Below are 23,612 nucleotides of genomic sequence, written 5' to 3' on the forward strand. Positions count from 1 at the left end.
TTATTTAGCTCTTTCTAGGATTTCAACTAACCTCCAACATTTCGTTTTACTTAAAGGACGCGTTTCGCTGATCCTTACCGTATCTCCAATGTTACAGTCGTTTGTTTCGTCGTGTGCATGATACTTTTTAGTCTTCAACACGAACTTACCGTATAATGGGTGTTTTACTTTTCTTACTTCAGCAATAACAATAGACTTGTCCATTTTATTAGAAGTAACTACACCAACTCTTTCTTTTCTTAAATTTCTTTTTTCTTCCATCTTTAACAGATTACAGTTATTGTAATTCTCTTTTAGTTAGTTCAGTTGCGAAACGTGCAACGGTACGTCTTGCACCTCTAATTTGAAGTGGGTTTTCAATTGGAGAAATAGCATGAGCCATTTTTAAATCAGCATACGCTTTTTTAGATTGACCTAACTTTTCCTGTAATTCGGTTACCGAAAGATTTTTTATTTCTGATTGTTTCATAATAATATTGATTATGCTTCGAAATCTCTAGCGATGACAAATTTAGTTTTAACTGGAAGCTTTTGAGCTGCAAGACGTAACGCCTCTTTTGCAACTGCTAAAGGAACTCCTCCAACTTCAAACATAATTCTTCCTGGTTTAACAACAGCAGCCCAATATTCTACGGCTCCTTTTCCTTTACCCATACGTACCTCTAAAGGCTTCTTTGTGATCGGTTTGTCCGGAAATATTTTGATCCATAACTGTCCTTCTCTCTTCATAAAACGAGTTGCAGCAATACGTGCAGCTTCGATTTGACGAGAAGTTAAGAACATTCCATCTTCATGTACAGATTTAATACCAAACATTCCATTAGAAAGTTCGTGTCCTCTCATGGAGTTCCCTTTCATTTTACCTTTTTGTACCTTTCGGTATTTTGTTCTTTTAGGCTGTAACATTTTTCTTTAATTTATAAAATTACTTTCTTTTACGAGCATCTGGTTTACCGCCTTTGTTAAAGTTAGATTTTCCACCTCTGGAATCTCCACCTCTACCGCCGCCTGATCCACCACCGGATTGTTTTTTATCCATTCCCACTAGTGGAGATAGATCTCTTTTTCCGTACACTTCACCTTTCATGATCCATACTTTGATTCCCATTCTACCGTAAGTAGTATGAGCTTCAGCAAGAGCATAATCGATATCCGCTCTGAAAGTTGATAGAGGAATTCTACCTTCTTTGAATCCTTCAGAACGTGCCATCTCAGCACCATTCAAACGACCAGAAATCAAAACTTTGATACCTTCAGCGTTCATACGCATAGAAGCAGCAATAGCCATTTTGATTGCACGTCTGTAAGAAATACGGCTTTCGATTTGACGAGCGATGCTAGTCGCAACTAGATAAGCATCTAACTCAGGTCTTTTGATTTCAAAGATGTTGATTTGAACCTCTTTGTCAGTAACTTTCTTAAGTTCTTCTTTTAACTTGTCTACCTCTTGTCCACCTTTTCCGATAATGATACCAGGTCGAGCAGTAGTGATAGTAACGGTTACAAGTTTTAAAGTTCTCTCGATAATTATCTTTGATACACTAGCTTTTGATAAACGAGCATGGATGTACTTTCTGATTTTATAATCTTCGGCAAGTTTATCACCGTAATCATTTCCACCATACCAGTTTGAATCCCATCCTCTGATGATCCCAAGTCTGTTTCCAATTGGATTTGTCTTTTGTCCCATCTTAATTAGTTTGCTTGTGTGTTATCTAATTGTCCTAACACGATTGTAACGTGATTCGAACGTTTTCTAATTCTGTGTGCTCTTCCTTGTGGAGCTGGACGAAGTCTTTTCAACATCATTCCACCATCTACACGGATTTCTTTTACGATTAATCCAGCTTCAGCTACATCACCCTCTGCATTTTTCTGTTCCCAGTTATTGATTGCAGACAATAATAATTTTTCCAATTTTCTTGAAGCTTCTTTTGAACTAAATCTTAAAATATTAAGTGCTCTTTCTACCTTCTGACCTCTAACCAAGTCCGCAACTAAGCGCATTTTTCTAGGTGAAGTAGGGCAGTTATTCAATTTTGCGAAAGCAATAGACTTATTAGCCTCTTTTCTCGCATCTGCTGTTTCTCTTTTACGAACTCCCATTGCTTCTTTTATTTTTTACCTTTATTTTTTGCTCCAGCGTGACCTCTAAACGATCTAGTTGGTGAAAACTCTCCTAATTTGTGACCTACCATGTTTTCTGTAACGTAAACAGGTACGAACTGACGACCGTTATGAACAGCGATAGTTTGCCCAACAAAATCTGGAGTAATCATAGAAGCTCTAGACCAAGTCTTTACTACTCCTTTGTTACCGTTTTCAACATTTTCTTGAACTTTCTTATCTAACTTGTAGTGTACAAAAGGTCCTTTTTTTAATGAACGTGCCATATCTTATTATTTCTTTCTACGTTCTACAATATATTTGTTACTCGGGTTTTTCTTAGAACGAGTTCTATAACCTTTAGCAGGAATACCGTTTCTTGAACGTGGATGTCCTCCTGATGAACGACCTTCACCACCACCCATTGGGTGATCGACAGGGTTCATAGCTACTGGTCTTGTTCTAGGTCTTCTACCTAACCATCTTGTTCTACCTGCTTTACCAGATACAAGCAATTGATGATCAGAGTTAGAAACTGCTCCAATTGTAGCTGCACAAGTCAACAAGATCAATCTTGTTTCCCCAGAAGGCATTTTAATTGTTGCATATTTTCCATCTCTTGCCATTAATTGAGCAAAAGTTCCTGCTGAACGAGCAATAGTTGCTCCTTGACCTGGACGTAATTCAATACATGAAATTACAGTTCCAAGAGGAATTTTACTTAATGGAAGGGTATTACCGATTTCAGGAGAAGCTGTATCGCCAGAAACTAATTTCTGACCTACTTGCAATCCATTTTGTGCGATAATATAGGTTTTTTCACCATCAGCATAAGCTAATAAAGCAATAAAAGCTGTACGGTTTGGATCATATTCGATTGATTTCACTGTAGCTGGAATTCCTGCTTTAGTACGTTTGAAATCAATGATACGATATCTTTGCTTGTGACCACCGCCTGTATAACGCATGGTCATTTTTCCTTGACTATTTCTACCTCCTGAGTTTTTTATCGGTGCTATCAATGAGCGCTCCGGCTTATCAGTTGTAATGGCGTCAAAACCATTCACAACTCTAAATCGCTGACCCGGGGTAATAGGTTTTAATTTTCTTACTGACATTTTATCTTAGATATTGTTGTAAAAATCAATTGTTTCTCCTTCTTTTACTTGAACCATTGCTTTCTTGAAAGCATTGGTTTTTCCACTGATTAAACCACTTTTTGTGTATTTAGTAGTTCTATCTGGACGTACGTTCATTGTATTAACCGCAGTTACAGTTACTCCATAAGCAGCTTCAACAGCTTTCTTAATTTGTACTTTGTTTGCTTTTTTATCTACAACGAATCCGAAACGGTTAGAAACTTCACTTTCTTTGGTTACTTTTTCAGTTACTATAGGCTTCATTATGATGCTCATATTCCTATTATTTACTTAAATTTTCTTCAATTCCTTCTAAAGAACCTTCTAATAAAACTAGGTTATTAGTGTTCAAAATAGCATAAGTACTTAATTCTAAGTGACTTACGACGCTAGAAGCTTTTAAATTGCGTGAGGACAAATATACATTTTTATTTGCATCGCCCACCACAAATAACGATTTTTTATCTTCTAACCCTAAAGCTTTCAAAACATTAATGAAATTTTTAGTGTTTGGAGAGTCAAAATTGAAATCTTCTAAAACGATAATATTCGCTTCTTTTGCTTTGATTGAGAAAGCTGATTTACGAGCCAAACGCTTCACTTGCTTATTCAATTTGAATGAATAGCTACGTGGACGTGGTCCAAAAACAGTTCCACCACCTTTAAACAATGGATTCTTAATACTACCAGCCCTAGCTGTACCTGTTCCTTTTTGCTTTTTAATCTTACGTGTACTTCCTTTCACTTCAGCTCTTTCTTTAGCTTTGTGAGTACCTTGACGTTGGTTAGCAAGATATTGCTTAACGTCTAGATATACAGCGTGATTATTCGGCTCAATTGCGAATACTGAATCAGAAAGAGTGATCGATCTGCCAGTTTCTTTTCCTGTGATATTTAAAACTTTTACTTCCATTACTTCTGAATGATTACATAAGAGTTATTGTGTCCTGGAACACATCCTTTAACTAAAAGTAGGTTCTTATCTGCAACTACTTTCAAAACTTTAAGGTTTTGAATCGTTACATTATCAGTTCCCATTCTTCCTGCCATACGCATTCCTTTGAATACTCTAGAAGGATAAGAGGAAGCTCCTACTGATCCTGGCGCTCTCAAACGGTTGTGTTGTCCGTGAGTAGCTTGTCCAACACCACCAAAACCGTGACGTTTAACAACCCCTTGGAAACCTTTACCTTTTGATACACCTTGTACATCTACAAATTCGCCTTCCTGAAACAGGTCAACAGTGATTACCTCACCTAATTTGTGTTCATTTTCGAAGTACTTGAATTCAACGACTTTTTTCTTAGCTACAGTCCCTGCTTTTTTAAAGTGACCTACGGCCGCCTTAGTAGACTGTTTCTCTTTTTTGTCATCGAAACCAAGTTGCAACGCTTCATACCCGTCAACACCTTTGGTTCTGACTTGGGTAACTACGCATGGTCCCGCCTCAATAACAGTACAAGGAATGTTTTTCCCGTTCTCGTCAAAGATGCTTGTCATGCCAATTTTTCTTCCGATTAACCCAGACATAATAAATTAATTAATTATTAAAAATTTGTTTTTCTCTCCTGAATTGCATTTGCATACTACCCATTTTGAGGGTGCAAATATATAAATAATTTTTTAATTACAACTAAATTAATCAATTAGAATTAAATTTAATTTATAAACCTTAGCCTAACCTTAAAGAAACACTGAAATAAACCTAGTAAAAAGAATCCTGACCCACTTTCAGAAGTGCAAAACTCAAAAAGCACTAAATGAAAAATACACATGCTGCTTTTCATACACTATCCATACACTATCCATACACTATCCATACACTATCCATACACCATCTCTATAGCATCCCTATCACGTTCAGACTGTTTAATTATACTGCATGACCAAATTTAAATCTTAGGCTTGACATAAATGCCGACTGCAAGCGAAGACCAACTTAACCCGTAACCTCAAAAAAGACGTAAATTAAAAAAGACGCCCTAGGGACGTCTTTAATTTTTGTTGATTTAATTGGACCAATTTCTCACCCACTAAATCGACTTTACTATATATAAACTTACTATAAGTCTAATGTATTATTTGTACTCGATTACAAATTTGTATGTTCCCGCTGGTAAAACTTGAGAAATAAAACCGTTTCCAGTTGTTAAAATCTTTGCTGTTCCATCTACATAACTACTTGAAGCATCCATTTGCAATTGACCCGTTGTATTATTGTAAATCTTAGCACCGATAAACTGAGTTACAGCAACTCCAGCCATACCTTGACTTCCTGCATCTCCAGCAGTTAAATCTACTGTTGCAGTAGTTGAATTAGCAGGAATAGTTTTAATTACTTCTCTAGTTTTCACAACATTATTTGCAGAAGAACCAATTGGAATCCAGCGGCCGTTACCCACAACAGATAAATTATCAGGATTACTAAAATAATACAACCCCGGCGTTACAGCTTGACTACCAATTCCAGAGAGAATACCATCGCCAGCAGTTACCGTTAATCCTGTAGCAGAATTATAAACAACCATTCCATCATAAAAAGTAGAAAAATTAAAAAAGTCACCATCTTCGGTAAACTGAAAATTTGTCAAGTCAGTTCTTGGAAATAACAGGCCTTTAGAGTTACTAATCCCTTCTGAAAAAGCAGACGCATCAATAAAAGCAGATGTACCATTAATACTAGCTGCTACCTCACCATTACTGCGAATAGCCTGAGAAAAAGTAACTTGACAAATCAGTAAAGTAAGTATATATAAATATTTCATAATGTTATTTTTATTAATAATGTTAATTTAAAATGAGTTTTTTTTAGAATGTACTTGTATGATACCATCCTGTACCACTATATATAAAACTTATAGCTCCACCACTACCATTTTGTGGAGCAACAGAGCTTCCAACTGCTGCACCAGAAGTAGTAACTGTCCCAATACCGGCGTCAGTGATTGTAATAGTATCTCCAGCAACTGGATTTGTTATAGTATTAAAAGAAAAGCTTTGACTTGACTCTGAACCGATAAAAATTACATATCCATTCAAATCAGCATTTGTTAAAGGCCCACCAGCCGTTACAACTCTAACAGACTTCCCACCCAATCGCGTCCACTTTGTACCATCCCAAAAGTAATAACCTGCTTTACCAGTAAAATTACTGTACACCATTTGACTTACTCTTGTACCTGCTGGAGTTCCATTTGCTACAGTTATCGTCATATCGTTTGTTACAACCGGAACGGTAATACCATCAGCTGTATCCAAAATACCTGGCGCTTTTGTAGTCCCATCTGCATTAGCACCAACTACTTCTAATGAAGTTTCTGGATTTGTTGTCCCCACACCTACTTGAGCCGAAGCTACTAAACCTGTTGCTATAAAAGCTATAGATAAAAATATTTTTTTCATAGTAATGTATTTAATCAAACCGTATGGGCTTGATATTGATTTGTATTATAAACTTGTTTTTAATCGTCATTCTCTGAGGTATGCTACGCTACCTCGGGAGGCGGAGAAAACGGCGACGCCTTAAATTGACTTATATTACATTCGCTTATACTAGTAATCGGTTGATGCACTAGTGACCCTACCACTATTGTATCTGCTTTGTAGTTTTTCACCAAAGTCGATGTACTACTAAAAATCTCCAATTGGGTTGTAGTACTAAAGTCTTTGTAAAACACAAATGAATTTTCATACTTGATCAAATGCGCATTAAAAATTAGGGCATCCTCAGCGAGTATCACCTTTCCTCCTACGTGCACGGGATGGCTCAACTTGAGCACTCCTGCTTCTACTACTAAATCGCCACGCAGTTTCAATTCGGTATTGATGGTCAACTCATTTGCATCTGCCACTTTAAGTGTTGGCAATGATGTATTGATTGCCGTTTCTAAAGATTGGTTTTGACCATTTAAAACGACTTGACTTTCGCCGAATACACTTGAATCAAAAACATTTGCCTCTTCTTTAGAAGAAACTACATTATTTGCGGTAAAGACGGTGTTGGGATTTACTTTAAACTGTGCGAAAGAAACTACTGAACAGCACAACATCATAAAAGTCAAAAACAGTACTGTCTTGGCTTTTAATGTTATTACGTTCTGGTTGATAGTAGTTTTTTTCATATAATACACTGCATTACAGCTTATTTGAGAAACAAAGATACTTCTTTTTTGGCAACTGCAAAAGAAAAGTTAAAAAGTTTTGAATGAGGGAATTGCGTTGCAGCATGAACGATTCCGCTTTTACGTATTGAACGGCAATGCCGTGTGATTGAGCGGAAGGTAATGCGACCTGAGTGGCAGTTGAAAAATTTCTGTTTCTGTAGTATACATTTGCTTCGATATTACTTTTAGTACCCGCCTATTGAACAGAACAACTTGAAAGACGCTGATTACAGTGTGTTGAAAAACATCATTGATGCAACTTTGGCGCTAGGATTAGGACGAATTCTTGAAAATGACTTTTGGAACGAAGGCGGTATTGCTGTTCATGGACTAGAAGTTGACGTCTTGAAAAATGCGGTGCAGCGTATTTGATTTCCAAGAGCACATTGTAGCTTGATTAAAAGTAAGGGGATTTTGACCCTACTTAATTTAATAACGAGGTAATAATTCTGTGCTAGATTGGATTATTTCTTCAAAAAGAAAAGAAAAGAAAAGCGACGGAGATTTGAGCGGGTGGTGGCGCGGCGGTACATTACCTCTTTGATTGATGGGGATGCCTTTCTGCAAAGTCGTCGGGCATAAAAAAAACGGTAAAGAACTAAATCTTTACCGTTTTCTATATATAATAAACTTATGCAGTTACTTATACTTTGATTTCTACTTCTACACCACTTGGCAACTCTAATTTCATTAGGGCGTCAATAGTTTTAGATGAAGAAGAATAAATGTCAATTAATCTCTTGTATGACATTACTTCAAATTGCTCTCTCGCTTTTTTGTTAACGTGAGGAGAACGCAATACTGTAAATAATTTTTTGTGTGTTGGTAATGGAATTGGACCCGTTACTACTGCACCAGTACTCTTAACAGTTTTTACAATCTTTTCAGCAGACTTGTCTACTAGCATGTGATCGTAAGATTTTAGTTTTATTCTGATTTTTTGACTCATTTTCTTTAGAATTAAGCGTTACCTTTTGCTTTTTTAATTACGGCTTCTGAAATATTCGAAGGCGTTTCTGCATAGTGAGAAAACTCCATTGTTGATGTAGCTCTACCAGAAGACAATGTTCTTAAAGTGGTTACATAACCAAACATTTCCGATAAAGGCACGTCAGCTTTGATTGTTTTAGCACCAGCTCTGTCACCCATGTCATTTACCTGACCTCTACGACGGTTGATATCACCTACGATATCTCCCATGTTTTCTTCAGGAGTGATCACTTCCATTTTCATGATTGGCTCAAGAACTACTGCACCAGCAGCTTTAGCTACTTCTCTATACCCCATTCTAGCTGCAAGTTCAAAAGAAAGTGCATCTGAATCGACTGGGTGAAAAGATCCGTCTGTTAAAGTAACTTTCAAACTATCTACTTGGTATCCAGCTAATGGACCCGTTTTCATAGCTTCGCGGAACCCTTTTTCTACAGAAGGAATGTATTCTTTAGGAACGTTACCCCCTTTTACTGCATTGATAAACTGTAACCCTTTTGGAGTTTTACCGTCTACTTCGTCAGCAGGTGAAAGTGTAAATACGATATCACCGAATTTACCACGACCTCCAGATTGTTTTTTGTATGTTTCTCTGTGTGTAGCTGTTTTAGTAAACGCTTCTTTGTATTCAACTTGAGGCTCACCTTGGTTCACTTCAACTTTAAATTCACGTTTCATTCTGTCTACTAAGATATCTAAGTGAAGCTCACCCATACCAGAGATAATTGTTTGCCCTGAAGCCTCATCCGTTCTAACAGTAAATGTAGGATCTTCTTCTGCTAATTTAGCTAAAGCCATACCCATTTTATCTACGTCAGCCTTAGTTTTAGGCTCAATTGCAATACCAATTACTGGTGCAGGGAATTTCATAGACTCAAGAATGATTGGGTGTTTTTCATCACACAATGTATCTCCAGTTTTGATATCTTTAAATCCAACTGCTGCTCCAATATCACCTGCTTCGATAAAATCGATTGGGTTTTGTTTGTTTGCGTGCATTTGGTAGATACGAGAAATTCTTTCTTTGTTTCCAGAACGTGTATTCAATACGTAAGAACCTGCGTCCAAACGACCTGAATAAGCACGGAAAAACGCTAAACGACCTACGAAAGGATCGGTAGCAATTTTAAATGCTAAAGCAGCGAATGGCTCTTTAACATCTGGCTTACGCAAAATTTTAGTTTGATCTTCTTCTAACAATTCAGCATCATCAGGATCAATACCCCAAATACCTTCTTTATCCATTGGAGATGGCAAGTATTTACATACTGCATCTAACATGAATTGTACTCCTTTATTTTTAAAAGAAGAACCAGAAGTCATTGGAATGATCGCCATATCCATAGTTGCAGCACGTAATGCATTGTTGATTTCTTCCTCTGTAATAGAGTTTTCATCTTCCATGAATTTTTCCAACAAGTTGTCGTCGTAATCCGCCACCGCTTCAATAAGAATTGAACGGTATTCTTTTACTTCATCCACCATGTCTGCAGGAATATCAACGATATCATAAGTAGCACCTTGATTTGCATCGTGCCAAATGATTGCTTGATTTTTTACTAAATCCACAACACCTCTGTAATCATTTTCTTCACCAATAGGTAAAGTGATTGCAACTGCGTTTGATTTTAACATATCACGAACTTGCTGACATACTTTCAAGAAGTTAGAACCTTGACGGTCCATTTTGTTCACAAATCCCATACGTGGCACTTTGTATTGATCAGCAAGTCTCCAGTTTGTTTCTGATTGAGGCTCAACACCATCAACAGCACTAAACAAGAATACTAAACCGTCTAAAACACGAAGTGAACGATTTACTTCAACAGTAAAATCTACGTGACCGGGAGTATCAATGATATTAAAGTGGTACGCGATAGATTCTGGCAATACTTCACCTTGCTTTGTTGGAAAGTTCCACTCACAAGTTGTAGCTGCAGAAGTAATAGTAATACCTCTTTCTTGCTCCTGAGCCATCCAGTCCATTGTTGCAGCACCATCGTGTACTTCACCAATTTTGTGTGATTTCCCAGTATAAAAAAGAATTCGCTCTGTTGTTGTAGTTTTACCTGCATCAATGTGAGCTGCAATTCCTATGTTTCTTGTATATTTTAAATCTCTAGCCATTTCTTTGAATTAAAATCTAAAGTGAGAGAATGCTTTATTCGCTTCAGCCATTTTATGAGTATCCATTCTCTTTTTAACAGCAGCACCTTCTTCTTTAGCCGCAGCTAAAACTTCAGAAGCTAGTTTTTGAGCCATAGATTTCTCATTTCTTCTACGAGCGTAAAGTATCATCCACTTCATAGCCATAGAGATCTTACGATCTGGTCTAATTTGCATTGGAATTTGGAATGTAGCTCCACCTACTCTACGACTACGTACTTCTACGTGAGGCATAACGTTTGTTAGTGCATCTTTCCAGATTTCTACTGAAGATTTTTCAGCATCTTGCTTTTTTGCTTCTACGATATCCATTGCATCATAAAATACTTTAAAAGCTGTTGATTTCTTACCATCCCACATTAAGTTGTTCACAAAACGCGTTACCAATTGGTCATTAAACCTTGGATCTGGCAAAAGTGGTCTTTTTTTGGCCGCTCTTTTTCTCATTTCTTTTCGTTGTTTTGCTTTAGACACTATCTAGCAATAAGACTCGCTTATTACTTAAATCAATTGTTTCAAGCTTGTTTTAGATTTACTTTTTTGCTTCTTTTGGACGTTTCGCTCCGTATTTTGATCTACGTTGCGTTCTTCCCGCTACACCTGATGTATCAAGTGCACCACGTACGATGTGGTATCTTACTCCAGGTAAATCTTTTACTCTTCCACCCCTAACTAATACTATCGAGTGCTCTTGTAGATTGTGACCTTCACCAGGGATATAAGCATTCACTTCATTACCATTTGTCAAACGTACACGCGCTACTTTACGCATTGCAGAGTTTGGTTTTTTTGGTGTAGTAGTGTAAACACGCGTACATACCCCTCTTCGTTGAGGACAAGAATCTAAAGCAACCGATTTACTCTTCTTAGTCATCTGAGTTCTTCCAGTTCTTACTAATTGTTGAATTGTTGGCATAATTAATACTAAAAATTTCTTATATATAATTTTCCCGCTTTTTACGGGTTGCAAATGTAAAAAAGATTTTTCTAAAAACAAATCATAATTCATTAATTTTCAATCACCTTACTAAACATTTAATTTTTAACGAATTGAAGGCTCGCAAATTCAGTCCACTACTTTTGAAATGAATCACTAATACCGCAACCTCGTTTGAACATTAAGCCTGCCTACCGGCTCTACTGGAAAATTTAAAACCACAGCCTTTTAGTTCAAAAAAACGCACGCTTGCCGCAATCTAAGCGACGTGTTCAAGTGGTGGTTGCATAATTTGATGTAAATTTGCCCCACCTTCTTTTTCGTACAATGCAGAGCCGTATTTTTCGTTAAGGTATATGATTCTTTATTAAAAATAGTTGAAAAAGTTATTCCTTGTATGCTTCTTATTTGTTTACCAAATGCATTTTGGTCAAGCACTCTCGTTGCAAATAATTTCTGAAGACACAACAGAACAAGCCGTCATCGACTCGTTGGGCTATCAAACAAAGCACGGCGATGTAAAGCGTATTCTTGACGAAGTACAAAAACTTACGGAGGTTTTGGTTCAAAAGGGTTATTTAGAAAACGAGTTATTGGATTCCAACAAAATATCCGATTCCTTGTATCAATTTAAACTCAAATTGGGGTTTCGGACAAAGGCGGTACATATATATGTAGGCGGTGCGTCAAAATATCTCGCATTTGAAAAAGACACGATTGTACTGCCTATTGACAAAACCGAACTTTTTCTGCAGCAGCAATTGAACGCACTCGAATTGAAGGGATTTTCATTCGCCACCTTAAAATTGGTCGACTTTAAAAAGCAAGATAATGCGCTTTTCGCGCAATTGAAAGTAGCAACCAATACGATTCGTACGCTAGATGCTATCGTAATTAATGGATACGACAATTTTCCAGTAGCACACAAAAAAAACATGCAACGCTTGTTCAGCAAGAAGACCTTCAATAAAAACGCGCTCAGTACACTTTACAAAGAATTCAACAAATTTAGATTTGTCAATCAAACGCGTTATCCCGAAATTTTATTTTCTGAAGACAGCACCAAAGTTTACGTTTATCTGGAAAAAGCTAAGTCCAATAAATTTGACGGCTACATCGGATTTGCCAACGACGAAAACAGCAAACTTACATTTACTGGTTATCTTGACTTGGCCTTGACCAATATTTTAAATGCGGGAGAAGAATTTAATTTATACTGGAAAAGTGACGACAATAAGCAAGTTACCTTCAACGCAGGCATTGAAATCCCGTATATTTTTAAAACACCATTAGGAGTTCGGGCGAACTTAAATATATTTAGACAAGACAGCACTTTTCAAAACACGAAAACCGCTTTAGATCTAGGGTACTACTTTACATACAACAAAAAACTATTTTTAGGCTATCAGTCCACCGAGTCGAGCGACATTCAAAACACGAACACCGCCTTGATTAACGATTTTGAAAGCCGTTTTCTGACTTCTACCTTTGAGTACAAAAATTACATTGACGATCCTTTATTCCCTGAAAAAACAAAGTTTATTTTAAAATCAGGCATCGGTCAACGTGATTCAAAATTGGAAATCAGTAAGCAGACCTTCCTTGATTTAAACATCAGTCACAATCTGTACTTGAATAAGAATAATAGCATTCATTTAAGGACGCAGAGTTTTTACCTCCAAAGCACCTCTTATATCACGAGCGAGCTCTACCGATTTGGAGGCATACAATCCATTCGCGGTTTTAATGAAAACAGTTTACAAGCCAATTCATACGTCTCACTTCTGACCGAATACCGATTTACCGTAGCTCCAAACTTGTACTTGCACAGTGTTTTGGACTATGGATACTACCAAGACCAGACTACTGGTACCAAAAACAACTTATTAGGACTCGGTTTTGGACTGGGAATTTTGTCAAAAAATGGCATTTTAAACTTGATTTATGCTAACGGAAGCACAAATGACCAAGCAATACAATTGGCTAATAGCATTATTCACATTAAATTCATAACTAAGTTCTAACAATTATTTTACATTGGTGCGAAATTTTGTGATTTATTTTTTGTTTTATTAACTTGAATTTATCAATTTTGGTCTATAACTAAATCAAACTTATATGAATTCTAAATTAACAAATTACCTAGCCTTGCTACTGGTATTGTTTGCGCAGCTAACTTTTGCGCAAGTACGGAGTGTTTCGGGAACTGTGACAGACAGTAATGGATTACCGCTGCCCGGCGTTAGTATTTTAGTCAAAGGAACATCTGAAGGTACACAATCAGACTTTGACGGAAAATTTACAATTAATGCATCACCTACTCAGGTGTTGATTTTTAGTTACGTTGGTATGAACCAGCAAGACGTGGTGGCTTCTTCCGCTACCTTAAGCATTAAAATGACTGACAATGCCATTGAATTAGAAGGTGTTGTGATTACTGCACTAGGCATTAAAAGAGAAAAGAAATCTTTAGGATACTCTTCTCAAGAAGTAAAAGGTGGCGTAATTTCTGAGGCAGGACAAACCAATGCGTTGAGTTCTTTATCAGGAAACGTTGCAGGTTTACAGATTACAGCTCCTTCCACTATGGGTGGATCTACTCGTGTAGTTTTAAGAGGTATTGGATCTGTATCTGGCGAGAACAGACCTTTAATTGTAGTAGATGGTATTCCTTTGGACAACGGAAACTACAACGATACTGACACGCAACGTGGTGGTGGAGGTAGAGATTATGGAGATGCTTCGGCTGACATTAATCCAAACGACATCGAATCTGTAACGGTTTTAAAAGGTGGACCAGCATCTGCACTTTACGGAAGTCGTGCAGGAAATGGTGCTATTCTTTATACTACTAAATCAGGTAAAAAAGGTAAAACTGAAATCACTTTCAACTCAGGTTTAACTTTGGAAAGTGTTTACATCATGCCTAATTTACAAAATGAATATGGTGGAGGTAGTTCAGATACTTTTGAATCTGTAAACATCAACGGTCAAGATTACAACATTGCTGATTATGCAACTGACGCAAGTTGGGGACCTAAGTATGACTCAAATTTAATGTACCTTCCTTGGAACGCGTTTGACCCAGAATTTGCTGGTGATTTCTTACAAGAAAAAGCGTGGGTTGCTTCTAAAAATGACGTACGTGATTTCTTTAACACAGGTGTTACAAGAAACAATACGTTTGCGATTTCTAAATCATTAGAAAGCGGAAGTTTACGTTTCTCTTACGGAAACTCTACAACAGAAGGTGTAGTTCCAACTTCTAAATTGCAGAAGAATACATTCAACTTGAATGTAAGTTCTCAATTATCAGAAAAGCTTAAGATTGAGTCAATGGTAAATTACACTAATACTAAAGGTTATAATAGACCAGAAGTTGGATATGGTGACAATTCACTTGCTCAAAAATTCTTCCACTTTGGACAAAGACAACTTGACTATGATGTGTTAAAAGATTACAAACTTGCCAATGGAAATCAGAGAACTTGGAACCGTACCGCTTTTGACGATGCAACTCCTAACTATTCTGACAATGTTTATTGGACTATCAACGAGAATACTTCAGAAGACAAGAGAAATAGATTGTACGGAAATGCAAAATTGACGTATAACTTTACACCAAATTTCTACGCAGTAGGTAACGTTTATCTTGATACGTATAGCTTTAAAATTTCAGAAAGAGTAGCAGTTGGCTCTCAAGCTCAATCAAGCTATAGCGAAACATCTATCAACTTGAGTGATATTAACTACGAAGGAAGATTACATTTCGACAAAAACTTTGGTGACTTTAGCATAAACTCATTTGCAGGTGCAAACAGAAGATCATTTATTAGAACAACTTTAGAAGGTGAAACCGTAGGTGGATTGGTACTTGCAAATCTTTATAATTTCGGTAACAGTAGTGCTCAAGCACTTGCTAGTAATTCAGAAGTTACAAGAAGAACAAATAGTGTTTACGGATTTGTATCTGTAGGATACAAAGATTTCTTATATGTTGAAGCTACGAATAGAAATGACTGGTTTTCTACAGTTACAGAATCATCTAACTATAGTTCTGCTACAGGAAGTTTTATCTTTTCAACATTCTTGAAAGATGTTGAATGGTTGTCTTTTGGTAAAGTAAGAGGTGGATGGGCTCAAACAGGAAATGACACTGACGCTTACAGTTTGGACAATTATAAAGTGATCAACCAACCCTTTAATAACGATCCACGTTATTCAAACCCACGACTATTAAACAATCCTAATTTAGTTCCAGAATCTAAAGAAACTGTTGAACTTGGTTTAGAAACACGTATGTTTTCTAGTAGAGTTGGTTTAGATGTATCTTTATACAGAACTAGAACTGCAGACTTGATTACTCCTATCGCACTTGATCCAGCAACTGGATTTACAGCGCAGTATAATAATTCAGGAACTTTAGAGAATAAAGGTATTGAAATTACACTTACTGCTAGTCCAGTGAGAACAGAAGATTTCGACTGGAATATTGCTTGGAATTTCTCTAAAAATGAAAACACTTTGTTATCACTTAAAGAAGGAACAACTTCTTTATTATTGGCACAAGCTCCATTTAGAGCTCGTATTCTTGCTGAAGTTGGGAAGCCTTATGGTCAAATCTACGGAACTGACTACGTTTACGATGATAGCGGAAACAAAGTAATTCAAGAAAACGGTCAATATTTAGCTTCGGGACAAAAATCGTTAGGAACTATTACTCCTGATTACAACATGGGATTGAGAAACTCTTTCCGATACAAGAGATTTAACTTAAGCGTATTAATTGACCGACAAAAAGGTGGAAGTTATTTTTCTATGAACCACATGTGGGGTAGTTACTCAGGTATGCTTACTAACACTACTGATAATGGTATCCGTGAAAATGGAATTGTATTGGATGGTGTTCAAAGTGATGGATCTGTTAATACAGTGAACATAGATGCGATTACTTACGGAGACGGATTCTATACAACAGTTGACAAGCAAAACGTTTTTTCTGCAGATTATTTCAAATTAAGAGAGGTAACACTTTCTTACGACTTTGACACTAAGAACCTTGGACCATTCAATGGAATTACCATTTCTGCTTTTGGAAGAAACTTAGCTACTTGGGGATTAGACTGGGAAGGTATGGATCCAGAAATGGCATCTTACGGTAGTGGTAATACGCAAGGAATTGACGGAGGTTCTTTACCTTCTACTCGAACTTACGGAATGAATGTTCAATTCAAATTTTAATAAAAAGAGCTAATATGAAAAATATAATTATAAAAGCATTCGCACTTGCATCTATCTTTGCATTTGTGTCTTGTACGGAGGATTTTGACTCCATTAATAGTAGCCCGAATTCACCTATTTTTGTGACTACTTTCGGTTTGTTTAATAATGCAAACAAGCAGTTAACAGATGGAACTCGTGGCGATTTCTCTTCTGGAAGAATGACTTTACCTTGGGTACAATATTCTGCACAGAGAAATTACACCAGTGAAGACCGTTTTCAATTTCGTCAAGAAACAAATACGGCACTATACACTGATCTGTTAACAGCAGCACAAAATTACAAAACCATTATTGAGCTTTGTACAGATCCAGCTACAGCAGATGTTTCATCTGCATCCGGTAATTTAAACAACCAAATTGCAGCGTCTCGAATCATGTTGAGTTTGACGTTCTTGCATTTGGTAGATAATTATGGAGATATTCCTTACTACTCTTATGGTAATGATGATGCTGACTTTCAAGCACTACAATTGCGTCAGACAGGTATGACCGCTCCAAAATTTGCTTCTCAAGAAAAAGTATATACCGACATCATGAAAGAGCTTAAAGAGGCTGCCGAAATGATTGAAGATGGAGAAACAATCTTTATCCAAGGCGATGGTTTATTTGGAGATACAGAGAAAATGAAGCGTTTTGCAAACTCTTTAAGATTAAGAGTAGCTAACCGTGTAAAAGATGTCATTCCTGCGGCTCAAGCCCACATTACTGACGCAATTGCTTCAGGTGTAATGCAGTCGAATGCTGACAATGTAGGAGTTACTTACCAAGCAGACAACGTTTTTCCTAGTCCTATGTACACAAGCTTCTACATTAGTAATAGAACTGATTTTGCTGTAGCAAATACATTTATTGACCTTTTAAAAGGTGAAATAGGTGTTTTTGGAACGGATCCAAGATTGCAGAAGTATGCTGCTCCAATTACCGCTTCTAAAGCTGCTGTTCAAGCACAAACTTACGCTGAAACGGATGACTTGACTCAATATGAAGGTATGCCTGTTGGAATTCCTGATGGATTGACTGCGTCTCAACGACCTGGAACTTCTTTCTTTAGTTACAATGTTTTACGTCAAGATTACACAGAAATCTTAATGGAATACGCTGAAGTTGAATTTATCTTATCTGAAGTAAACGGTTGGAATCAGACCAATTATGAAAATGGAGTTACCGCTTCTATGGAGCGTTGGGGAGTTGATGCTGCTAAAATTACAGCATTCGTAGCAACTCTTCCAGCTGCTAATCAAGAAAACGTCATCAGTCAGAAATACGTTTCATTGTACATGCAACCTTACGAAGCATGGTCAGAATACAGAAGAACAGGTTTTCCTGACACGATCTTATTGCCAGGTGAAACTTACCCACTGAACAATGCTGATCCTGATGGAAATACAACTTACGTATTTACACCAATTCCTACAGTAACAGAAATGCCTGCTAGATTTACCTATCCAAACACGCTTTCTACTTTAAACAAAGTCAATTATGATGCTGCTTCAGCAAATATTGGTGGCGATTTAATTACTACTAAATTGATTTGGGACAACAACTAGAAATTTCAATTCAATGATTCTTTAAAACCATCCGCTCAAAACGGATGGTTTTTTTTATTACATTTGTACCATGGAAAAAGAACATTTGATTTTTGGAATTAGAGCTATCGTAGAAGCCATTCAAGCAGGTAAAGAAGTTGACAAAGTATTTCTTCAAAAAGATGCTCAAGGTGAATTGATGAAAGATTTACTAAAGGTAATGAAACGAAATAATGTTAACTTTACCTATGTACCTGTTGAAAAGTTGAATCGCTTGACGCCAAACAATCATCAAGGAGCTGTAGCTACTATTGCACCAATTTCATTTGTTGAAATTGAAGCTTTAATTGAAAATGTTCTTGAGAAAACCAAAACGCCTTTATTCTTAGTGTTAGATCAAATTTCGGATGCACGCAATTTTGGTGCAATAATCCGTACCGCCGAATGTAGCGGAGTAGACGGAATTATTGTACAAAAGTCGGGCGCTGCTCCTGTAAATGGTGACACGGTAAAAACATCCGCTGGAGCTGTTTTTAATATTCCAATCTGTCGCGTAGAACACATTAAAGATGCTATCTTTTTCCTTCAAGGTTCAGGTATTAAAACTGTAGCGGCAACAGAGAAGACCGATCAAACTATTTATGACATTGCTTTAAACGAACCTGTAGCCATAATTATGGGATCTGAAGACCGAGGAATCAACCCTTCTGTCTTAAAAATTGTCGATGAAAAAGCGAAGCTTCCAATGTTTGGAACTATTGGTTCACTAAACGTTTCCGTGGCGTGTGGCGCATTTTTATACGAAGCGGTTAGACAAAGAAAATAACAACACCTATTTACAAGAAAGCACGATTCAAAAGATCGTGCTTTTTTTGTGCTTATTCTTCTTCTTGCTTGAAGTGGTAAACAATTATAAATTCTTTATTGGCGGTTGAATGTTGATCTGGATTCACTTCAATTACTTCCTCAACGGCTATAGGTTTAGGCGGATTTACAAATACACCATTTTCATCAAAACGGTCCATGAATTTATCTCCTTCAGAAGTGTACTCCGGTTGTTCCCAATCGTATTTTAAAAATTTTTTATAATCAGGCGTTTTAAATATCAATGCCATTGCAAAGCCCGTAATTAGTCCCGCCAAATGTCCTTCCCACGAAATACCGTCTTCAATATCTGGAAAAACATACCAAATCATCCCTCCGTACAACATAATAATAACCAACGATAACGCTACTAAACGGTAATATTGTGAACGGATGCCTTTGAAAAACATAAAACTGACCAACACGTATATCAACCCACTTGCACCAATATGGTAGGATTCGCGGCCAATCAACCACGTTAAAATTCCAGAAATCAAAATTCCATATCCTAAAACTTTCCAGAAGTTCTCTCTGTAAAAATAACGCAGTGAAGCCATCAGTGAAAATGCTGGAATGGTATTACTATATAAATGCTCTATGCTCCCGTGCAAAAACGGACTAAAAAACACTCCCCTGAATCCTTCAAAAGTTCGTGGATATATACCAAATTCTGACAGACTATAATCAAACCGTATTTCAAACCAATATACCGTCCAGATTGAAAGAATGAACAGCAACGGCAAAACCACTACGGATAAAGAGAATTTAAAATGATTTTCGTTCATAATTATAATTTAGACTAAAGAATTAGTACCGTTACGGTGTATTCTTTATCAAGAAGTCCACCAAAAAAAAATCTCTGTTAATGTGTCATATACCATAAAAGTCAAGTCAAATATTTTGAGTAATTTTGCCTTTATGGAAGCACCTTTGGCAGAACGAATCAGACCACAAATACTCAATGATTATATTAGCCAATTGCATTTAGTTGGCCCGGAAGGATCATTGACACAACAAATTAATAAAGGAATAATTCCTTCCCTCCTGCTTTGGGGTCCACCCGGAACTGGAAAAACCACTTTAGCTGAAATTATTGCTAAAGAATCCAAACGCCCTTTCTTTGTATTGAGTGCCATCAATTCTGGTGTAAAAGACATCCGAGAAGTGATTGACAAAGCGAAACAGAGTGGCGGTATGTTTACGGCCAAAAATCCGATTTTGTTTATTGATGAAATACACAGATTTAGCAAATCACAACAAGATTCATTACTTGCTGCTGTAGAAAAAGGTTGGATTACATTAATTGGTGCAACAACTGAAAATCCAAGTTTTGAAGTCATTCCCGCCTTACTGTCGCGCTGTCAGGTTTACATCTTAAATCCTTTTTCCAAAAATGATTTATTGGCTTTGCTAGAGCGTGCGATGCAGAAGGACCTGTATTTAAAAAGCAAAAACATTACACTTGTTGAAACGGAAGCTTTACTTCGACTTTCGGGTGGTGATGGTAGGAAATTGCTGAATATTTTTGAACTTGTAATCAATGCTTCTCAAACCGATGACGTGAGCATTACTAATGAAATGGTTTTGAAATTGGTTCAGCGAAATACCGTTTTATACGATAAAACAGGCGAACAGCATTACGATATCGTTTCGGCATTTATAAAATCAATACGTGGAAGCGATCCAAATGGAGCGGTTTACTGGCTTGCCCGAATGATTGAAGGCGGTGAAGACGTGAAATTCATCGCCCGAAGAATGTTGATTCTTTCCAGTGAAGATATTGGAAATGCCAATCCCACAGCTTTTGTAATGGCAAATAATACGTTTCAGGCAGTATCGACGATTGGTTATCCGGAAAGTCGCATTATCTTAAGTCAGTGTGCGGTTTATTTGGCCACTTCGCCTAAAAGTAACGCATCGTATCTTGCTATTGGAAAAGCACAACAAATAGTGAAACAAACAGGCGATTTACCGGTGCCAATTCATTTACGGAATGCACCAACTAAATTGATGAAAGAATTGGGTTATGGCGATGAATACAAATATTCGCACGATTATAGCAACAATTTTGCAGAACAAGAATTTCTGCCCGACGAAATTAAAAACACGGCTTTTTACCTTCCCGGAAATAACGCTCGTGAAAACAGTACGAAAGATTTTCTAAAAAATAGGTGGAAAAACAAATACGGTTATTAAAGTTTTAATGCAGTGAAGTGGATAAAATCCGTACATTTATTACGATAGTTGCTCACCGAACCAAAATTATGAACTATATTATCGTTTAAATTTGAATTGAATGCATAAAACGAGCCACATCATTACCAGTTTTACGATTATTAATTTTGCAATAATCGCGTATTTTTCTGTTTTCTTTTTAGTTTATCTCTTTAATATAGATTTTGTTTTGCTTGGCGTGATGAATGAAATGTTTACTTTTCCATTACTCCTTTTACAAGTTGCTGTTTTAGTTGCCGGAATTGTATTACTCATCAAAAAACCAATCAACTATTTGTTTCTCGTGAGTGTGGTACTTTTGGCCATTTGTGCTGCAGTAACTATTTTAAGTTTAAATTAAAGTGTGCAAATCCGAAAACAGTCAATTCAGACAAATCTTTAGCAATGGAAACAACTATTAGATCTTATAGTGTCAAGGATAAAGCTGCTGTTCTAAATTTAATGGAGTTAAGCACGCCGAAGTACTTTGCTGTTTCGGAAAAACCCGATTTCGAAAACTATTTGGAGCACGAACTCGAACTTTATTTTGTAATTGAATTGCACCACCAAATCATCGGATGCGGCGGAATAAATTTTGAATCCAACCAGACAATCGGAATTATCAGTTGGGACATTATTCATCCTGAGTTTCATGGAAAAAAATTAGGAACCCAACTACTCCATCATCGATTAGCTATTTTAAACGACCTGAAGCATCTCGAAATAGTGATTGTCAGGACTTCGCAACATACAGATCAATTTTATCAAAAGAATGGTTTTCAGTTAGTCGAAATAGTTCCAAATTACTGGGCAGAAGGTTTTGACCTTTACTACATGGAACATAGGAACCAAAGAACAAATGCTGCATCCAAAGAACAGTAATGATGTATAACGCGTACAATTTTAAAAGCTATAGAAACAAAAAATGAGTCCAATTGGACTCATTTTTTTATATATAAATTTGAAGTTTTACTCCAAAGAAGCCAAATAACGCTCTGCATCTAAGGCAGCCATACAACCTGTTCCTGCAGCAGTAATTGCTTGACGGTATACATGATCTGCAGCATCTCCACCAACAAATACTCCCTTTACATTAGTTTTAGAAGTACCGGGGATGCTTTTAATATAACCTGTTTCATCTAAATCGATGTACTCTTTAAAAATATCTGTGTTTGGCTTGTGTCCAATCGCTACAAAAAACCCAGTTGCTGGAATGGATTGTTCTTGGTCTGTAGATTTGTTTAAAACTTTTACACCCGTAACTACTTGATCGTCTCCTAAAACCTCAACAGTTTCAGTATTCAACATAATTTCGATATTTTCTGTCTTTCGAACGCGCTCTTCCATAATTTTAGAAGCTCTGAAGTTCTCCGTACGCACTAACATGGTTACTTTTTTACATAACTTTGAAAGATAATGCGCTTCTTCACAGGCTGAATCACCTGCACCAACAATTACAACTTCTTGATTTCTGTAGAAAAATCCGTCACAAATTGCACAAGCGGATACACCACCACCCATTTGCAAGTAATGTTGTTCAGAAGGCAAGCCTAAATATTTAGCTGAAGCACCGGTCGAAATAATAACGGTTTCACAGTGAATTTCTTTTTCGTCATTGACCCAAACTTTATGAATTGGACCTGAAAAATCTACTTTTGATACCCATCCATCACGAATATCTGCGCCAAAACGCTGTGCTTGTGCTTGCAGATTAACCATCATTTCTGGCCCTGTGATTCCTTCGGGATTACCTGGCCAATTTTCTACTTCATTCGTAGTAGTTAGTTGCCCACCTGGTTGTGAACCTTGATATAGAACTGGAAACATATTCGCTCTAGAAGCATAAATAGCTGCAGTATAGCCTGCAGGGCCTGAACCAATAATCAGACACTTTACTTTTTCAATTGTAGTAGACATATTAATATAGGATTCTGTTAATGAGTGCAAATGTAGCCTAAATTTAAAAATTACTTTAGTGATTGCGATAAGTTTTAGCTATTCTAAAATAATATTTTAAAATTTCGAAATTGCGTTGTAAAAGTAGAATATTTGTTTATCTTTGCACCCGCTATCGGGGTGTAGCGTAGCCCGGTTATCGCGCCTGCTTTGGGAGCAGGAGGTCGCAGGTTCGAATCCTGCCACCCCGACTAAGAGATCCTTTCTGTTTTCAGAAGGGATTTTTTGTTTGCATGTATTAATTGATGGTGATAGCGTCCCGATTCAA

At 36.9% G+C, this 23,612-nt stretch carries 27 protein-coding genes and 1 tRNA gene; 9 read left to right on the plus strand and 19 right to left on the minus strand.

Features of this window, described 5'->3' with window-relative positions; translation table 11 throughout:
- From rpsQ to H602_RS0113150, 13 genes are all read right to left on the minus strand, one after another.
- Complete coding sequence (gene rpsQ, locus H602_RS0113090; RefSeq protein WP_022828365.1) at positions 1-261, minus strand: 30S ribosomal protein S17; 261 nt, start codon at positions 259-261, stop codon at positions 1-3.
- 16 nt (positions 262-277) lie between these two features.
- On the minus strand, positions 278-469 hold the full coding sequence (gene rpmC / locus H602_RS0113095; protein ID WP_026978407.1) for a 50S ribosomal protein L29: 192 nt from the start codon (positions 467-469) through the stop codon (positions 278-280).
- Positions 470-480: 11 nt separating this feature from the next.
- Positions 481-906: a 50S ribosomal protein L16 gene (gene rplP, locus H602_RS0113100; protein WP_026978408.1), complete on the minus strand. Its 426-nt coding sequence runs from the start codon at positions 904-906 to the stop codon at positions 481-483.
- Between the two features lie 19 nt (positions 907-925).
- A complete protein-coding gene (gene rpsC / locus H602_RS0113105; RefSeq protein WP_026978409.1) occupies positions 926-1,690 on the minus strand; it encodes a 30S ribosomal protein S3 in 765 nt (254 codons plus the stop codon).
- 5 nt (positions 1,691-1,695) lie between these two features.
- Positions 1,696-2,106, minus strand: coding sequence for a 50S ribosomal protein L22 (gene rplV, locus H602_RS0113110; RefSeq protein WP_026978410.1), 411 nt, complete (start codon positions 2,104-2,106; stop codon positions 1,696-1,698).
- Positions 2,107-2,114: 8 nt separating this feature from the next.
- Complete coding sequence (gene rpsS, locus H602_RS0113115) at positions 2,115-2,393, minus strand: 30S ribosomal protein S19 (RefSeq protein WP_026978411.1); 279 nt, start codon at positions 2,391-2,393, stop codon at positions 2,115-2,117.
- Positions 2,394-2,399: 6 nt separating this feature from the next.
- Positions 2,400-3,224, minus strand: a complete 825-nt coding sequence (gene rplB / locus H602_RS0113120; RefSeq protein WP_026978412.1) for a 50S ribosomal protein L2 — start codon at positions 3,222-3,224, stop codon at positions 2,400-2,402.
- Between the two features lie 6 nt (positions 3,225-3,230).
- Positions 3,231-3,521 carry a 50S ribosomal protein L23 gene (gene rplW, locus H602_RS0113125; protein WP_026978413.1) on the minus strand — a complete coding sequence of 97 codons (291 nt, stop codon included), beginning with the start codon at positions 3,519-3,521 and terminating at the stop codon, positions 3,231-3,233.
- Between the two features lie 7 nt (positions 3,522-3,528).
- Positions 3,529-4,158, minus strand: coding sequence for a 50S ribosomal protein L4 (gene rplD / locus H602_RS0113130; protein ID WP_026978414.1), 630 nt, complete (start codon positions 4,156-4,158; stop codon positions 3,529-3,531).
- A complete protein-coding gene (rplC, locus tag H602_RS0113135) occupies positions 4,158-4,775 on the minus strand; it encodes a 50S ribosomal protein L3 (protein ID WP_026978415.1) in 618 nt (205 codons plus the stop codon). Before rplC ends, rplD begins: the two co-directional genes overlap by 1 nt.
- Before the next feature lie 548 nt (positions 4,776-5,323).
- Complete coding sequence (locus H602_RS0113140; protein WP_026978416.1) at positions 5,324-6,010, minus strand: hypothetical protein; 687 nt, start codon at positions 6,008-6,010, stop codon at positions 5,324-5,326.
- A gap of 43 nt (positions 6,011-6,053) precedes the next feature.
- Entirely contained in the window at positions 6,054-6,647 is a 594-nt protein-coding gene (locus H602_RS0113145) for a hypothetical protein (RefSeq protein WP_026978417.1), read from the minus strand.
- An 83-nt stretch (positions 6,648-6,730) separates the two neighbouring features.
- Positions 6,731-7,366: a hypothetical protein gene (locus tag H602_RS0113150; RefSeq protein WP_026978418.1), complete on the minus strand. Its 636-nt coding sequence runs from the start codon at positions 7,364-7,366 to the stop codon at positions 6,731-6,733.
- Between the two features lie 255 nt (positions 7,367-7,621).
- On the opposite strand from H602_RS0113150, the gene H602_RS19950 reads away from it, so the two are divergent.
- Positions 7,622-7,780 (plus strand): hypothetical protein, encoded by a 159-nt coding sequence (locus H602_RS19950; protein WP_157505061.1) that lies wholly within the window; start codon positions 7,622-7,624, stop codon positions 7,778-7,780.
- 271 nt (positions 7,781-8,051) lie between these two features.
- Here the strand turns inward: H602_RS19950 and rpsJ are convergent, their stop codons facing one another.
- From rpsJ to rpsL, 4 genes are all read right to left on the minus strand, one after another.
- A complete protein-coding gene (gene rpsJ / locus H602_RS0113160; protein ID WP_011963470.1) occupies positions 8,052-8,357 on the minus strand; it encodes a 30S ribosomal protein S10 in 306 nt (101 codons plus the stop codon).
- Between the two features lie 11 nt (positions 8,358-8,368).
- Entirely contained in the window at positions 8,369-10,525 is a 2,157-nt protein-coding gene (fusA, locus tag H602_RS0113165) for an elongation factor G (protein WP_026978419.1), read from the minus strand.
- A gap of 9 nt (positions 10,526-10,534) precedes the next feature.
- On the minus strand, positions 10,535-11,011 hold the full coding sequence (rpsG, locus tag H602_RS0113170) for a 30S ribosomal protein S7 (RefSeq protein ID WP_026718729.1): 477 nt from the start codon (positions 11,009-11,011) through the stop codon (positions 10,535-10,537).
- An 85-nt stretch (positions 11,012-11,096) separates the two neighbouring features.
- Positions 11,097-11,480, minus strand: coding sequence for a 30S ribosomal protein S12 (gene rpsL / locus H602_RS0113175; protein WP_022828353.1), 384 nt, complete (start codon positions 11,478-11,480; stop codon positions 11,097-11,099).
- A 398-nt stretch (positions 11,481-11,878) separates the two neighbouring features.
- Here rpsL and H602_RS0113180 point away from each other — a divergent pair, with 398 nt between their 5' ends.
- The 4 genes from H602_RS0113180 to rlmB all read left to right on the plus strand — a co-directional run bounded on the left by H602_RS0113180 (position 11,879) and on the right by rlmB (position 19,136).
- Complete coding sequence (locus H602_RS0113180; RefSeq protein ID WP_026978420.1) at positions 11,879-13,525, plus strand: ShlB/FhaC/HecB family hemolysin secretion/activation protein; 1,647 nt, start codon at positions 11,879-11,881, stop codon at positions 13,523-13,525.
- Positions 13,526-13,619: 94 nt separating this feature from the next.
- Positions 13,620-16,742, plus strand: coding sequence for a SusC/RagA family TonB-linked outer membrane protein (locus H602_RS0113185; protein ID WP_026978421.1), 3,123 nt, complete (start codon positions 13,620-13,622; stop codon positions 16,740-16,742).
- 14 nt (positions 16,743-16,756) lie between these two features.
- On the plus strand, positions 16,757-18,331 hold the full coding sequence (locus H602_RS0113190; protein WP_026978422.1) for a SusD/RagB family nutrient-binding outer membrane lipoprotein: 1,575 nt from the start codon (positions 16,757-16,759) through the stop codon (positions 18,329-18,331).
- Positions 18,332-18,401: 70 nt separating this feature from the next.
- Positions 18,402-19,136 carry a 23S rRNA (guanosine(2251)-2'-O)-methyltransferase RlmB gene (rlmB, locus tag H602_RS0113195; RefSeq protein ID WP_026978423.1) on the plus strand — a complete coding sequence of 245 codons (735 nt, stop codon included), beginning with the start codon at positions 18,402-18,404 and terminating at the stop codon, positions 19,134-19,136.
- A gap of 52 nt (positions 19,137-19,188) precedes the next feature.
- Here the strand turns inward: rlmB and H602_RS0113200 are convergent, their stop codons facing one another.
- Positions 19,189-19,959, minus strand: coding sequence for a rhomboid family intramembrane serine protease (locus H602_RS0113200; RefSeq protein WP_026978424.1), 771 nt, complete (start codon positions 19,957-19,959; stop codon positions 19,189-19,191).
- A 133-nt stretch (positions 19,960-20,092) separates the two neighbouring features.
- On the opposite strand from H602_RS0113200, the gene H602_RS0113205 reads away from it, so the two are divergent.
- From H602_RS0113205 to H602_RS18875, 3 genes are all read left to right on the plus strand, one after another.
- Positions 20,093-21,370: a replication-associated recombination protein A gene (locus tag H602_RS0113205; RefSeq protein WP_026978425.1), complete on the plus strand. Its 1,278-nt coding sequence runs from the start codon at positions 20,093-20,095 to the stop codon at positions 21,368-21,370.
- Positions 21,371-21,470: 100 nt separating this feature from the next.
- Positions 21,471-21,749, plus strand: coding sequence for a hypothetical protein (locus H602_RS0113210; RefSeq protein ID WP_026978426.1), 279 nt, complete (start codon positions 21,471-21,473; stop codon positions 21,747-21,749).
- A 44-nt stretch (positions 21,750-21,793) separates the two neighbouring features.
- A complete protein-coding gene (locus H602_RS18875; protein WP_035759626.1) occupies positions 21,794-22,270 on the plus strand; it encodes a GNAT family N-acetyltransferase in 477 nt (158 codons plus the stop codon).
- Between the two features lie 87 nt (positions 22,271-22,357).
- Here the strand turns inward: H602_RS18875 and trxB are convergent, their stop codons facing one another.
- Positions 22,358-23,305, minus strand: coding sequence for a thioredoxin-disulfide reductase (trxB, locus tag H602_RS0113220; RefSeq protein WP_026978427.1), 948 nt, complete (start codon positions 23,303-23,305; stop codon positions 22,358-22,360).
- Positions 23,306-23,460: 155 nt separating this feature from the next.
- Between trxB and H602_RS0113225 the strand changes: the two genes are divergently transcribed.
- Positions 23,461-23,535 (plus strand) — tRNA-Pro (locus H602_RS0113225).
- The last annotated feature ends 77 nt before the right edge of the window (positions 23,536-23,612 follow it).

Source organism: Flavobacterium tegetincola DSM 22377, assembly GCF_000425485.1.
GTDB classification, from domain to species: domain Bacteria; phylum Bacteroidota; class Bacteroidia; order Flavobacteriales; family Flavobacteriaceae; genus Flavobacterium; species Flavobacterium tegetincola.